A 15,148-nucleotide genomic window follows, 5' to 3' on the forward strand; every position below is an offset into this window, starting at 1 on the left:
AATTAAAAAATATTTTTTGCATTTTAATTTTAAGAATTACTCATTTGAAATTTATACAAAAATAAAAATTTTATGTATAACCTTCCCCTTCTTAGCATAGGCATCTATATAAAAACTGCACAGAGGAGGGAAGCTAGTTGAGATACTTAGACTGGAAAAAAGAAAATTTAGTACCCCATTTTCAAACAGATCTTCAAAAAGGTTTAAATCAAAATGAAGTACATAAAAGACTTAAAAAAACTGGTCTTAATTGTCTTGAAACAATCCGCAGCCCTAAATGGTGGCAACAATTTTTATCACAATTTAAAGATGCAATGGTCGTGGTCTTATTATTGGCTACCACGTTATCTTTTTGTTTAGGTAAAATAATTGATGCCTTCGCTATCTTAGCAATTGTCATATTAAACGCTATCTTAGGAACCGTTCAAGAATTTCGTGCCGAAAAATCATTGAATGCCCTGAAAAAATTGTCTGCACCGATAGCTAAAGTAGTAAGGAACGGTAAAAAAGAACGCGTCGATGCTAAATCACTCGTACCGGGTGATATTATCAATTTATCTACAGGGGATCGAGTGCCTGCCGATATACGTTTATTAGAAACAAATAATTTGCTAATAGAAGAATCATCACTAACTGGAGAATCTATTCCTGTCACAAAAACAGAAGGTACCCTGCCTCACGATACACCTTTAGCAGATCGAACTACTATTGCTCATATGGGAACCATGGTAGTTAGAGGTCATGGTAAAGGTATTGTTGTGGGAACAGGTATGCATACACAAATGGGAAATATTGCAAAATTAATTAAACAAACAAAAAAAATGATCACCCCTCTACAAAAAAGATTATTACAATTAGGCAAATGGCTAATTTTTTTATCCCTGCTTTTAACACTCATCGTCGTCATCGCAGGTATAGCGCATGGTCAACCGATACAAGATATGTTTTTATCAGGTATTAGCTTAGCTATCGCCGCTATCCCTGAAGGATTGCCATCTATCGTAACCATTTCTCTTGCCCTTGGTGTCCAACGTATGATTAAACGTCATGCTATCGTACGCAAGTTACCTGCTGTAGAAACATTAGGCTGCGCAACAGTTATCGGAGCGGATAAAACAGGGACATTAACGGAAAATAAGATGTCAGTTACACATTTATGGTTAAATGATGGCCCTGTACGTATGACTGTAAACGGCTTAAGAAGTAATAACGGTGAAATGCCTAATCGTCAAACATTAGAACGTTTGTTAGTCGTTGCTGAAAATTGCAACAATGCGATACTATCAGATAAAGGATACGCTGAAGGTGATCCTACAGAAACAGCGTTGTTGTCATGGGCAAAAAATGTCAAAAGCTTGCATAACATAAAAAATTTAAAAGCAAATCGCTTAAAAGAAAACGCATTTGATTCTTTTAGAAAACGCATGTCTGTTGAAATACGCTTTATCGACGGTAAATATCGTGTTTGTGCTAAAGGTGCACCAGAAATTTTACTAAAATTATGTACTTTTGCTTTTAATGGTGAAAAAACCGTTGCTTTAACACCTAAATTGAGACAACATTTATTACAAAAAAGTCAAAACATGGCTAAAAAAGCTTTACGCGTTATCGCCTTAGCTGACCGTTTACATCCAGATAATGAAATGGAAGACAACTTAGTCTTCCTCGGTTTTGTCGGCATTATGGATCCTCCAAGAAAAGATGTCCTACAAACATTACAAGTCTTTAATAAAGCAGGCATTCGCACCATTATGATCACAGGGGATCATCGTTCAACAGCTGAAGCTATTGCTAATCAATTGAATATGCGACGTTTAGATAGTAAAACACTTGTTGGTGATGAAATAAACTTGATGACTGACGAAGTGCTCACCCAGGAAGTTGAACATGCTGATGTTTTTGCCCGTGTAACTCCTGAACATAAATTACGTATCGTAAAAGCTTTACAAAATGCTGGCCATATTGTAGCCATGACAGGTGATGGCGTAAATGATGCTCCAGCGATCAAAGCTGCGAATATCGGCATCGCCATGGGGAAGAGCGGCACAGATGTAGCTAAAGAAGCTGCAGCCTTGGTATTGTCAAATGATAATTTTTCTACTATCCTTGCAGCTGTTGAAGAAGGTAGAAGTATTTATGGTAATATTCGCAAATTTATCTGCTATCTCTTAGCAAGTAATGTCGGAGAAATTCTCCTTATGCTTCTAGCAATGCTAGCAGGATTACCTCCACCGCTATTGCCGATGCAAATTTTATGGGTTAACTTAGTAACAGATGGTCTACCTGCCTTAGCACTAGGTGTAGATCCTCCGGAAGAGAAAGTAATGCATAAAAAACCACGTGATGCCAAAGAAAGTATTTTTGCCCATGGCATCGGCTGGAAAATAGCAACACGCGGTCTATTGATTGCTCTGTGTTCCTTATTACCATTCCTTATCTCATTAGGAGAAAATCCATTGCAATTAGCCAAAGCACAAACAATTGCCTTTACAACCCTTGTGCTTTCACAATTAATTTTTGTCTTCGATTGTCGCTCAGAAGGTACTATACTACAAAGAAAACCATGGGATAATGGTTGGTTACTTTTAGCAATTGCCTCTTCTGCTTTACTGCTAGGCATCGCTATTTATAACCCATTGCTGCAAACAGTCTTCTCTACAGTCGACTTAGCCTTACGTGAATGGATCTTAATTATCATAATGTCGTTCCTACCTGTCGTTTTAGCCGGTCTTTTAGATAGGTGTCGCTTCCAACCCAAGAAACAATTATGTTCTTAAGAGGGGAATATTGATGTTAACTGAAGGATTGAATTTCACTAAAATGCATAGTTCAGGTAACGATTTCGCGTTTATATCGTCTGAAAAATTACCATCCAAAAAGGATCCTTTAGTTAACGCTATGATAAAAAAAATATGTCATCGGCATACAGGTATAGGTGCGGATGGGCTTGTCTTTGTTCAAACAAAAACACCCACCCAAGCCCCTCCTTTTTTAATTATGCGATATTTTAATGCAGATGGTTCATTTTCTCCATTATGTGTCAATGCTTTAATTTGTACTGCCTCATATTATAAAAAAAAATATTCAAACTTAAACAAGTTTTATATTAAGAGCCCCTTAGGAAATCATCAAGTCGCGAGCCAGAAAACAAATTTTAATATAAGCATTCAAAAACCGATTTTGTCACCAAATGATATTCCTGTAAAGTTACCAGAAGGAAAAAATATCTTTCAGATACCGGTTAAAATAAAAGACAAAATATATAATGGCACCGCAATATCAATGGGAAATCCTCATTTAATTATCGAAGTAGCTGAGATAACTAAATTCCTCGACCCGCAGATCGGAAAAGAATTGACATATCACGCTTGGTTTCCTGAACAAGTTAATGTTACTTTTGTACAAATAGACAAAAAAAATAAACTCCAGGTAATTACATTCGAAAGAGGTGTTGGTCGAACATTGTCCTGTGGATCCGCTGCTTGTGCAACAGTTGTCGCTTTAAAACTCCAAAAAAAATGTACAACTGAATCAATAGATGTACATGCTGCTGGAGGCACCTCAGAAATATCATGGTCAAATGAGGATAGCCCTGTTTATGTAAAAGGAAAAGGACATATCATCTATGAAGGCATATGGTTAAATGAAAATATTTCAAAAATAAAAGGATGAATAATGATGAACAACAATATAGATACTATGGAAAAACGTATGGCAAAGCTAGTATGTGCCGATGGCATTTCAGGCTTTGAAGATAACGTACGCAAATATCTAAAGGAAATGTTAACACCTGTTTCAGAAGTCATTTTATGCGATCGCTTAGGAAGCCTCGTAGGTAAAAAAACAGGTTTAGAAGATGGCCCACGTGTTCTAATTGCAGGACATCTAGACGAAGTCGGCTTCATTTTAACCGACATAACCAGTAACGGTTTCTTGCGCTTTCAAACAGTTGGTGGTTGGTGGTCACAAAACGTTTTAGCACACAAAGTACGTATTTCCACAAGATCTGGAAAAATTTTCGAAGGTATTATAGGTTCAAAACCTCCTCATTTACTTAAACCAGAAGAAGCAAAAAAAGTTGTTAAACTGGACGAAATGTTTATCGATATCGGTGCCATAGATGACAAAGAAGTCGCCGAATGGGGTATACGAGTTGGTGATCCAATTACACCAGCATCCGACTTTTATACCTTCGCTAATGGTCGTGTTTGGGGCGGTAAAGCATTAGATAACAGAGCTGGTTGCGCCATGGCGGTAGAAATATTAGAAAGACTCCAAAATGAGAAACATCCAAATATCGTCTATGCTGGTGCTTCCGTACAAGAAGAAGTCGGCTTAAGAGGTGCCCAAACACTAGCATACCGTGTAAGACCAGATGTAGCTTTCGCTATCGATGTTGGATGTGCAAGCGATACACCAGGATTTGATAATAGCAGTGCCAGCTTAAAAATGGGTCAAGGTCCTACCCTAGTAATCAAAGATGCCTCATTGATTCCCCATAAAGGATTACGTGATTTTGTCATTGACACAGCAGAAGAACTAGAAATACCTTTACAATTTGATGCCATGGAAAGAGGCGGAACTGATGGCGGGAAATTTCATTTAACAGGTATCGGTTGTCCAACAGTGGTCATCGGCTTTGCCACACGTTATATCCACAGCCACAACGCTTTAATGTCACGCAACGATTTTGAACAAGCTGCCAACTTACTAACAGCCCTCGTACAACGCATTGATCAAAAAATATTAAGTTCATGGATAAACTTCTAAATAAATAAACAAAAAGAATAACAAAAAAAGAATAAAATAATAAAAATAAATCAATGCCAAACTTAAATCATATGTAAATATACAGAGGCTGATTTATGGATATAGAAAATAATAACCTGCAAAGAAATATGATCACGCTGATCGTATGCCAATTCATCGTCGTAGCCTCGATAACGATGATTAATCCTTTTTTAGCTCAATATTTGCATACATTAGGAATTGAAAATCAAAATGAACTACAAACATGGTCAGGTATTATATCGTCAGCAACATTTATGATAACATTTATCGTTGCTCCTATTTGGGGCCGCTTAGCAGACCGCTATGGACGAAAGATAATGTTAATTCGTTCTAGTGCAGGTATGGCTGTAGTTATGTTTTTCATGGGTTTTGCCACCTCGCCAATGGAAGTACTCATTTTACGTCTTATAGATGGTCTATGGTCAGGTTTTATACCTGTATCCGTTTCATTAATCGCCGCTTCGACAGACAAAAATATGCTACATGCCCTTGGGATGTTACAAATAGGTACGGTAGCAGGTGTATCAGTTGGTCCAATTATAGGCGGTATTATTGCAGAATTTCTATCTTATCAAACAATTTTTTTTATCACCGCCGCTTCACTCATATGCGTGACATTGATTGTAATGTTGTTGATAATCGAAAAAAAACCAGAATACACAACAACAGAAAGCATATTAAAACAAAATAAACGCTTATTAAAAAACAAACCCATAAGATACCTTTTAGCCATTACAATCATTGTACAAATAGCTATGTTTGGACCAGGATCCCTACTATCTATTTTCGTCTATGATATACATGAACAAAACGCCAAATTCTGGACAGGCACCATGCTCTCTTGTACAGCAGTCGCAGCTACCATTTTCTCTCCACTTTTAGGACGCATAAGTAAAAAATGGGGCACCATAAAAATATTCAAATTCGCTCTAATAGGAGTCGGTATATCACTTATAGCACACTACTTCACGATAAATATAATCACACTACTCATTGTTAGATGCCTCTTAGGTATATCAATGTCAGGCTTACAACCATCTTTAAATACCTTAATAAGCCAAACAACACCTAAAAAAGAATTAGGCACCGTCCATGGATTACAAACTTCATCTATATCACTTGGACAAGCCCTAGGACCATTAATATGCGGCCCACTATCTTCAGAAATAGGCGGCATAGCAGGAATACGCACTGTCTTTTTTATCAATGGCGTAGTAATTTTCTTAGCTTTAAGATTTCTGTTTTTTAAACTATTTATTTTTTATCAAAAAAACATAGTTAATACTATACATGCAAAAAAAATAAGGCCATAATTTTTGATTTTTAAAAATTAAATTAAAAAAGTTCTTATAATATAAGAACGTTATTTTTTAGAAAAAAATTATTTTTATCTTTCAGGTAATTTCGCAGACTTATGCTTAATTACCTGGAAATGATAACTTATATTATTATGATAAATTTAATTATATTTATAAATAATCACAAAAATAAACTTCTCGTTTTTTTGCGATTATTTATCATTTCAAAGTTTATTTGAAAATTCAGAATTAATATTTAAATTGGTGATAATATAACCTTTAAAATATATGATTTTTGATCAAGAATGACTAAAATATATCCATTTATAAGAAATATTAATTTAATTTGATTGAATTTGATTGAATTTTATTATTCATTAGCAATTTTAAACCCTAAAAGATAGCTTAACCCATCAGTATATTTAACAGGTGAAAAAAATAGGGAAGTTAAATCCTATTTCCGAACAAATTTGAACAAATTAGCTTTATTTGTTAACCTAAAATTAATATGTATTCTTTATCTTACTGTTTTTTTGTATTTAAAACTTAGATTTTACAAAAATGATTTAGGTATGTCTATGTTTTTATAAGATATCGAGCTAAATCTAATCGATTAAACCTAACACCTTTATACTTTTTTTAGATTTTTTTCTTTGATGCATTCGCAATGTTGGTGTCATCATTCCTGATAACCTTTTAAATTTCATGTAATCTAATATCCCTGTTTTAGAATATTCCATGTTTATGTATTATGAAGATGTATTTGCCATATTTACTTCATTTATATAAATTTTATAATTGATCTTCAATCTACTATTATTACTTAAAAAACACAGCTATTAAATAACCATATTTCGAAAATATTAAAAAATCTAATAAAAGATTTTTGGTTTAATTTTATATTAAGTACTCAAAATAATTAATAATATAGACAATATTTTGATAAAAAAATATCGTTATTTTCGTAATTATATGATTTTAATTTAAATAAAAAGATTGTTTATTATAAAAATTGATAATAATAACTATATTTTTAAAACAACCTGCCTTATGATTTCAAGACAGATTGTTTAAGTTTTGGTAAGGGCTAACTAATGATAATAATGACGTCATTACGCTCATGCTTGCGCGAAGATTTGCTTCTTTTAGTAAAAATTCTGAAAGAGAATCTTGATGACGTTCAAAACTACTTTCATTTTTCAATAATCCGGTACGTTCTTCAGCATCTGTTCTTAGTTCATATATTTTATCAATTAAGTTACTCATATATACGTCGGGATTATCTTTATTTTTATATAAAAGGTATAACGATTGTTTCAAATTAGAAATATCATCCTCTGTAAAACCAATTTCATCGGGTGTATTATGTGTAAAAATTGCATTCGATAATTTAGTGTATTGTTGGTTAAATTCTTCTAATTCATTATCATATTTATAACGACCAAGATCCCTTATTATAATATCATTTAAATTATTTAACCAAGTTGGCTGGAACAAAATTTTATTTTGATTATATTTTAAATTAGCATATAAAAAATCTTCAACTTTTTTTCTGTTTTCAGGAGCTAATTTGTCATATTCTGACTCTATGATAGAGCTGCTAATTTTATTAATTATTGCTGAAGGTATGCCTAGAGTTACGAGATTCAGAAAATTTCCTAAGTATTTTGCGTTTGGTATATCAGAGAAAGCACCTTGTAAGTTTGCTATATTTTTTAAATGTGGATTTTTATTGATAATATGATTTTGTAAATTATTATCCACATTTTTGGCATCCAAATCTTTTTCTAAAAACTTCTGATAGTCGTATAAAGCAGTTTGTGTTATAAGTTGCGATATTACTGAGGCTGTCTTGTTTATATTAGTTATAAACATTTCTTTATTTAAATCATTTATATATTTAATAGGATTTTCCATTTTTAAAGCTAATGAATCTATTGCTTCCTCTAGAATAAGCGAATCAGCTTTAGAAATATCTGAAGACGACTTATAATTACGCATAAATTTATTTTTATGAAGATAGTATTCTAAATAAATATCGTCATGATCTTTTAATTTCAAAAAATCTGGATCTTCATTCAAATTCTTTCTTAATGATGACAAAACGGAAGTCGATGGTTTATCGAAATAACCTTTCAAGGTTTCTTCAATTAAAGAAAGTTTTAGTTTATCTTTCGATAGATTAAGTTCTGAGAAACCTTGCAAATCTTTTTTTGATATATAATAATTTCCCCCCTTATTTATTTCATTAAATAAATATTGGATGTTGCTTTTATCTATGTCCCTAATGTCTATATTGCTTTTGCCTGAAGAAAGATCGAATATTTTAGTATAAGCATCATATATATTTTTTAAATTAGAATTAACAAGATTTAGTTTCATTCTTTTTATAATATCATTAATCGAACCTGATCCTATAATGAACTTAAGGTCATCTCTAGATAATACAGTATGCCGATAATTATCTAGCTGCTCAATTGAACCCGATCTTTTCAGGGCTTCTTCTAGTTCAGGGCTAAGATAACTACCTAAAAGAAGATTAATTCTGTTTGCAAGTAACTTGAATATATCCGAATCCATACTTAATTCTGAATCAAGATAATTATTAATATCATGACTTTGAAAGCTATATTTATTCTTAGTAATTTTATCATCTTCAAGTATTTTTTTAACATCTTCAAGTTCAAGTTCATCATCGATTGTTTTAAGATAATCATGTAAATGTTTAACAAATATCTCGTTATTAGAACTAAAAAAACTGATTACATAATTAAATAGATTCTCGTTTTTTTCTAGATTTTTTTTAGCCATAATGTATTCTTTAGTATTATTTATATGTTTATCAAATACATTATTATCTTCTTTATCTGTTGATAATTGGAAATAATCCAAGACTTTTTTTCTAGTTTCAGAATAATTTGATCCTAGCAAATTTGCAAAAAAATCTCTATATTGAGATAAATATATTTGAACTTCTTTTTGTGTTACCTTAGGAATTTCAATATTATACATAAAATGTTCTTCGAACTTATACCATAAATCCCCCTTAGAACCTTCCCTATATATCTCAAAATCCATAATGCCAACTCTATCCAAGTAATCTAAAAATACTCTAGCAAATCTTAACTGATCGCTTTTTAAATAGCTTGGTGATTCATAATCGAAAATACCTAGATTGTCATAATTTTGCAAAGTGGGGTTATAATTAATATCTTCGATATTATTACCATTGATATCCTTTATATCCTTCTTAATCCGATCTAAAATATTTTGTTTTAAATTCGGGATATTATCAAATGATAATTCTTGCTTAGGAAATACTTTCTTCAAATAATCTTCTATTCTGTTAGCTAAATAAATATCTTCTTTTAAGATATCATTATCATTACTATCTAAAAAATCTATCAAATTTCTCAATTTTATATTATTAATATTGTGCTCTTTAAATTTAGAATTTTTATCCATGATATCATTTTTATCTAAATTTAAAATATCTGATCCATACTCATTTAACCTTTGGTATTCTTTTAAAATATAATTCACATTTTCATGATGATTTTTACTTGTGCTTTTAATAAAATCATCTTTATAGAAAGACATTTTTCTTTGGAATTCCGCGCTCAATCCCTTATTGATAAAATATTTTCCATCTATGTCAATGCCAGTGACTTTCAGACTTTTATGAAGATCATCATTAATCTCTGGTAACTTAATTCTGATATTATATTTAATTTCTAGATATTCGATAAAGTCTTGCCATGCTATATCTTTATTATCAAATTTATACATATTCATGAATATAAATAATTCTTTATAAAATATACTTATATTAATTTCAGGCATTTTAGATAGTTCTAAACTGTCGTTTAAAGACTTGAATATTTCCAAAGCCGAAGATTTAAACTTTTGTTGTTCTGTATTAATATATGCGTAAAGTTTACATCCGTTCTGTGACAGAAATGGCGTTATATTTTTTTCAAATGTTGTGTAAAATTTATCAAAAATCGTTGATTTAATTTCGTTTTTGTATTCTTTGTACTCTTCTCCAAAAAAAGTCTTTATAAAATAATCAGTAAAACTATCGAATATAAGCATAACAGGATTGTCAGTATTTTCATTATCATCACATTGGAATCGATAAAAGAACGACCCTAAAATAGATAAAAATTGATTATTAGTCATATTGGAGACATTATTTAAAGATAAAAACCTTTTCATATTTGAGTCTACATATTTTTTTAATTTATACATAGGTTTGTTAAATTCTTTAAATATATCTGTCTTTTGAAATTGATTTAAATTTTCATATTTAAATTCTTGCCTCAAAAAAAATCTTAATTCTTCAATATCTTCTATAGAATCAAAACCTAGTTTTTGTGCTAAAAATTCTATAAAAGGATCCCAAATCTTATCTATATAATAACTGTACTCAGGAATTTTTGTTTGTAAAAATTCCTGTAAAAACCTATAAAAAGTTTGAGAATCCAGTCGTTGAAACTTATACTTATATTGACTAAATTTATCTAAATTATCATCAGTAATAAAGCTATGGACTTTAATGCTTTCATTTATTTTATAATAAAGTTCATATATATATTTGGTTTGATTTAAAAATTGGTTAAAGGTCTTTTTAGGTGATGTTTCAACTTCTTTGAAAAAAGTATTTTCTAACTTTGTATTTAGATCAATATTATTTTTCTTAATAATAAATAATTCCAGGTCTTCCCATAATTTTTGACTATATCTTTCTAACAAACTATCTGACCATCCCTGATCAGCATGTGGATGGTTTATTTTTTGATTATATAATACATCTAAAGCATTATTATTAGGTTGGTTTATAAATTCTAAAAAGTCCTTTAAAAAAGATAACCTGGAAATTTTAATAATTTTTTGCGCATTATTTTTTTTATCTTTTTCATCCACATCTTTATTCTTTACATCCGTTTTATCTTTTTCACCAACATCTTTATCGTTTACATTAGAATTCTTAATCTCTTTAGATAAATCAGGGTTTTCTTGATAAAATCTGCTAATATACTCTTCAATTTTTAAATTTATATTATCGAACGACAATTCTTTTATCGAAAAATTCATATCAGGATTTAATATTAAAATTTTGTTGATAAGGTCTTGTAAAACTTGACTTACATTCGTCGGAATACTATGATTATTGCTTATTTCTTTACTTAGAAAATCAATGAAATCGTCAATAGTCTTCAAAACATTGCCTTTTGTATATATATGAAGACCTGTCTTACCTATATCCTCAGAACCTTGAGCAATTGATGTTACACTGTCCTTATTTGTAGAAGCAACGTCATTATTATAAGTTGGATTATTATCTTTTTTATATATAATACTTTTGATCAACGAACATATGTAATTTCTATAGCCAATTGCCTCAGAATTCCCAGAATAATTATATCCCTCAAACAAATCTGTTATTCTTTTTAGAAAAACATCATAATCAGCTTGATCGATATTATCATAATTTTTTTTCAATATATTTAAAACTACTATACTTATCTTTAGTTCATTTGGGCTTTTAGAAAATATATCTAATATTTCTTTATCGAGATTTTGATTTGTCGAGGTTTGGGAATTATCCTCATTAGCCGCGGTTATAGAATGATTGGTTAATATATGTGATGATGAAATGAATGTTGAAATCAGAATTATATTTTTTATTTTATTTTTCATAAATATTCTCCTGCCATATAATATGGTAAATATAAATAAAAACCATATCATTATAATTGCTCAGAATTCTTTGTTCATTATTACGATAATTATAATATATAAATATCGTAATTTCCATATTTTTTTTGATTAAATATAAAATAAAAAATATGAATCATTGTTAAATATAGATTAACCTAGAAAATATGATAAATTTTTTTAAATTAAAATACCATAAAATAAAGTACGTGTGCCCAATACCTATTAGTACATATTATTGAGATTTATTGTTATTTTTGAAATTTCATTAAAAATATTAAAAAAAGTCCTTTCATAGCATTTTTAATATATATAACCACGTCAAAAAATCAACCAAATTAAATTTATTTATTAAATTAAAATTAATACTGTACATTCCGGAAAACGCAGTAAAAAATTGTAAATTAGATTTTAAGAAGGAAAACAGATATAAAAATAGAAATATATTTCTCCTATATGTAAGATATAATTACCAAAAATAAACAACACGGAGGGGAAAAAGGATGTCTAATACAAATAATTTACCACAATAAAGAGGGTTTGAGCAAATGTTGTAAAGAATGGAAGCTATCAATCTATTTTACCAAGCCTTCTTTAAATAATATTACAAATATATGTTAAATGGAATATTATCTGATGGTTTTAAAGGTATATTGACAGATATTCATCGTGAAAGCTTGAATAATAGGGATAGAAGAAGTATCAGCGATATTCTTTAAAAAGGTAAATTGGATGAAGGATTTTTAAAAAGAATAGTTCGTCAAGTTTCTTATGATGAAATCCAAAAACAAGCTAAGAAAAATGACCAACCAATCTTTTGTATAATTGACAATAATGTCTGTAGAAAAACAAAGCCCTCGTCACAGGCTGTTAATTCTATAGAAGGAGCTAGTTGTCATTATTCTTCATTAGATAAAAAAAAAGTTTATAGTCATGCCGTTGTTCAAGCGATGCTGAGTACTGGTGATTCGATATATCCATTCGCTACAGAAAGATATGTCCCTCAAAAAAACAAAAGAAAAAACAAAAGAAAAAACAAAATAAAATAATAAATTTAATATAGCTGTTGATATAACTAAATAATTTACTTAATTATATAAAAAAATATATTTTTTTATATAATTTTAGCATGCTTCAAAATCAATTTTTGACACAAATGCTCAAAAAGGTTGTTAGGTGATTGCTGGATTAAAAACCAATCACCTGTTTTATCCAAAAGGAATTAAGCAATCTCTAACTGAATTTGCTGCCTATATCAAAAAGTCAGATACTAATGTTGTGACCATAAAAAATGGCCATTATAGGGTATATCTTTATGAGGGAAAGCTTAATAACATTGATAATGCTGTTGTTATTCTTGCTCTAGAAGATGTTAAAGGTTTTGATCCTGCTAAAATGAGAGCTTTTATTAGCACAGATATAACGTTGAGTAATGAACAAATACTAAATTATTATGAAAAAAGATAGTCAATTGAAACTTATTTTAGAACAGTAAAAGTGAATCTATCTCTCGATAGATATCAAGTTAGATCCACAAAGTCCTTGGATCGTTACTTTTCTTTGATATTGTTTTTTCAATGTTATGTGTATATATAGGCGAAGTAAATCTGCTTAATGGTATAAATATATATAAAAAAGAAAAGAAACAAAAAGCTGTTTTATTAAATATATATATGAAAAAGCTCAATAAGGTGTTTCTCTTAGCCAAATTCAAAAACAAATAAGAGTGGCATAGGGAAACTGCATCTAAAATTAATTTGCAATTTTTGACTGCATTTTCCAGCATGTACAGATTAATAGATATATTTAATCCTAATATTTAATTTTATATTAAAATTAAATTACACATAAATGGTCAAGTAATGTCTATTTTTGTTTATAAAATCGTAAAATATAAAATTTTATAAACTTTGAAAATACCTTAACATTTTCTAATTCTTATTAAAAATTTAAATTTTTTTGTTTTTTCTGAATGTAAATTATGAATTTGTCTTTTAAAAGCAAAGTAATGAAAAGTAATGAAAAGTAATGAAAAGTAATGAAAAGTAATGAAAAAAAGATAGTTATGCTTTTTGCACACTATCAATACACCCCGCTATGTCCATATCTAATTTATTGATTTCTGCATTACCTTTCGCACGAATAGGAACGCTAACATTCACAACCATGATTTGATTACGCAGTTTTGATTTGGGAATAATTTCAATTTGTCCAACGACATCGTAATTAAAAGTATGGCACAAAGCAGTTATTTGCTTGCGAAATTCGCGTAGCCGTTGCCCATCAATTCCCAACCGTTGATAACCAAGCAAAAGGGAAAGTCGGTCATCAGCACGCGCAGCTGTAGGGACTGTTTTCAAACGCTCTAACAGTCTCTTTAGATACACGCACAAAATATTATCCCCCCTTATGAACAACACGACCTCACCCTCATTAAAAAACAATTTTATTTATGCTATATTAAAAATCCGCTTCAGTTTAGCGATAAATGTATTGGTTGAAAAATTCAAATCTAAAAATTCAACTTCTTCACCATGTAAACGACGCGCTATATTAGCAAAAGCTTGTCCTGCTAAAGAATGGTTATCCAAAATAACAGGTTCACCTGTATTAGAAGACCTTATAATACTTTTATCTTCCGGGATAATACCTAGTAAATTAATAGCCAAGTGATTTTGAATCTGCTTAACACCTAGCATCTCTCCGCCGCGTACCATCTGGGGTTGTATACGATTAATTAAAAGATCGATATCCTCAATACCCGCTGATTCAAGCAAGCCAATAACGCGATCTGCATCACGTACAGAAGGAATCTCTGGATTAACAACTAAAAGAGCACGATCTGCAGGAGCAATAGCACTACGGAAACCACCTTCGATACCTGCTGGAGAATCAATTAAAATATAATCAAATGTCTGGCGCAAAGAATCGACAATACCCTTAACCTGATACGGTTCAATCTCCTCTTTATACCTGGTCTGTGCTGCCGGGATAAGGACAAGGTTGCTATAATGTTTATGGCGGACTAATGCTTGATGCAAACGACAAGTTCCTTCAATAATATCGATCAAATCATATACAATACGATTTTCTAACCCAAGCATTAAATCGAGTTTGCGTAATCCAATATCAATATCCATTAAGCAAACTTTGTAACCCATTTTAGCTAAACCTAAACCGACAGAAGCCACTGTGGTTGATTTGCCGACGCCGCCCTTACCACTTGTAATAGTGATAACAACAGCAGATCTATGCATCGGTTAGGTCCCCCTTTGCTTCAGTTTTAAAAACTTAACATTGTGTCAAATCTTTTGATAATATATTTTTCAAAAATTTAG

At 30.5% G+C, this 15,148-nt stretch carries 9 protein-coding genes; 6 read left to right on the forward strand and 3 right to left on the reverse strand.

Annotated elements, in window-relative coordinates; genetic code table 11:
• Nucleotides 1-137 precede the first annotated feature (137 nt).
• The 4 genes from VS182_RS06925 (at nucleotide 138) to VS182_RS06940 (ending at nucleotide 6,104) form a co-directional block, all read left to right on the forward strand.
• Nucleotides 138-2,777 carry a cation-translocating P-type ATPase gene (locus VS182_RS06925; protein WP_479484425.1) on the forward strand — a complete coding sequence of 880 codons (2,640 nt, stop codon included), beginning with the start codon at nucleotides 138-140 and terminating at the stop codon, nucleotides 2,775-2,777.
• Between the two features lie 13 nt (nucleotides 2,778-2,790).
• Nucleotides 2,791-3,672 (forward strand): diaminopimelate epimerase, encoded by an 882-nt coding sequence (gene dapF, locus VS182_RS06930; protein WP_479484426.1) that lies wholly within the window; start codon nucleotides 2,791-2,793, stop codon nucleotides 3,670-3,672.
• Between the two features lie 39 nt (nucleotides 3,673-3,711).
• Nucleotides 3,712-4,770, forward strand: a complete 1,059-nt coding sequence (locus tag VS182_RS06935) for a M42 family metallopeptidase (RefSeq protein WP_479484427.1) — start codon at nucleotides 3,712-3,714, stop codon at nucleotides 4,768-4,770.
• Between the two features lie 95 nt (nucleotides 4,771-4,865).
• Nucleotides 4,866-6,104 carry an MFS transporter gene (locus tag VS182_RS06940; RefSeq protein ID WP_479488665.1) on the forward strand — a complete coding sequence of 413 codons (1,239 nt, stop codon included), beginning with the start codon at nucleotides 4,866-4,868 and terminating at the stop codon, nucleotides 6,102-6,104.
• Nucleotides 6,105-7,145: 1,041 nt separating this feature from the next.
• On the opposite strand, the gene VS182_RS06945 is transcribed toward VS182_RS06940, so the two are convergent.
• A complete protein-coding gene (locus VS182_RS06945; protein ID WP_479492555.1) occupies nucleotides 7,146-11,792 on the reverse strand; it encodes a hypothetical protein in 4,647 nt (1,548 codons plus the stop codon).
• Nucleotides 11,793-12,538: 746 nt separating this feature from the next.
• Between VS182_RS06945 and VS182_RS06950 the strand changes: the two genes are divergently transcribed.
• Both VS182_RS06950 and VS182_RS06955 read left to right on the forward strand, forming a co-directional pair.
• Complete coding sequence (locus VS182_RS06950) at nucleotides 12,539-12,859, forward strand: hypothetical protein (protein ID WP_479492556.1); 321 nt, start codon at nucleotides 12,539-12,541, stop codon at nucleotides 12,857-12,859.
• A gap of 127 nt (nucleotides 12,860-12,986) precedes the next feature.
• Complete coding sequence (locus tag VS182_RS06955; protein ID WP_479492557.1) at nucleotides 12,987-13,277, forward strand: hypothetical protein; 291 nt, start codon at nucleotides 12,987-12,989, stop codon at nucleotides 13,275-13,277.
• A gap of 596 nt (nucleotides 13,278-13,873) precedes the next feature.
• Here VS182_RS06955 and VS182_RS06960 read toward each other — a convergent pair.
• Both VS182_RS06960 and minD read right to left on the reverse strand, forming a co-directional pair.
• A complete protein-coding gene (locus VS182_RS06960) occupies nucleotides 13,874-14,203 on the reverse strand; it encodes a hypothetical protein (protein WP_479484432.1) in 330 nt (109 codons plus the stop codon).
• A 57-nt stretch (nucleotides 14,204-14,260) separates the two neighbouring features.
• Complete coding sequence (minD, locus tag VS182_RS06965; protein ID WP_479484433.1) at nucleotides 14,261-15,067, reverse strand: septum site-determining protein MinD; 807 nt, start codon at nucleotides 15,065-15,067, stop codon at nucleotides 14,261-14,263.
• Nucleotides 15,068-15,148 lie beyond the last annotated feature (81 nt).

The sequence above is a fragment of the Pasteuria ramosa genome, assembly GCF_056496785.1.

Bases quoted from the DNA above. Each gene is read 5' to 3' on its own strand.
- VS182_RS06940 (WP_479488665.1), top strand. From the start codon at position 4,866: ATGGATATAGAAAATAATAACCTGCAAAGAAATATGATCACGCTGATC.
- VS182_RS06935 (WP_479484427.1), top strand. From the start codon at position 3,712: ATGGCAAAGCTAGTATGTGCCGATGGCATTTCAGGCTTTGAAGATAAC.
- VS182_RS06945 (WP_479492555.1), bottom strand. From the start codon at position 11,792: ATGAAAAATAAAATAAAAAATATAATTCTGATTTCAACATTCATTTCA.
- minD (WP_479484433.1), bottom strand. From the start codon at position 15,067: ATGCATAGATCTGCTGTTGTTATCACTATTACAAGTGGTAAGGGCGGC.
- dapF (WP_479484426.1), top strand. From the start codon at position 2,791: ATGTTAACTGAAGGATTGAATTTCACTAAAATGCATAGTTCAGGTAAC.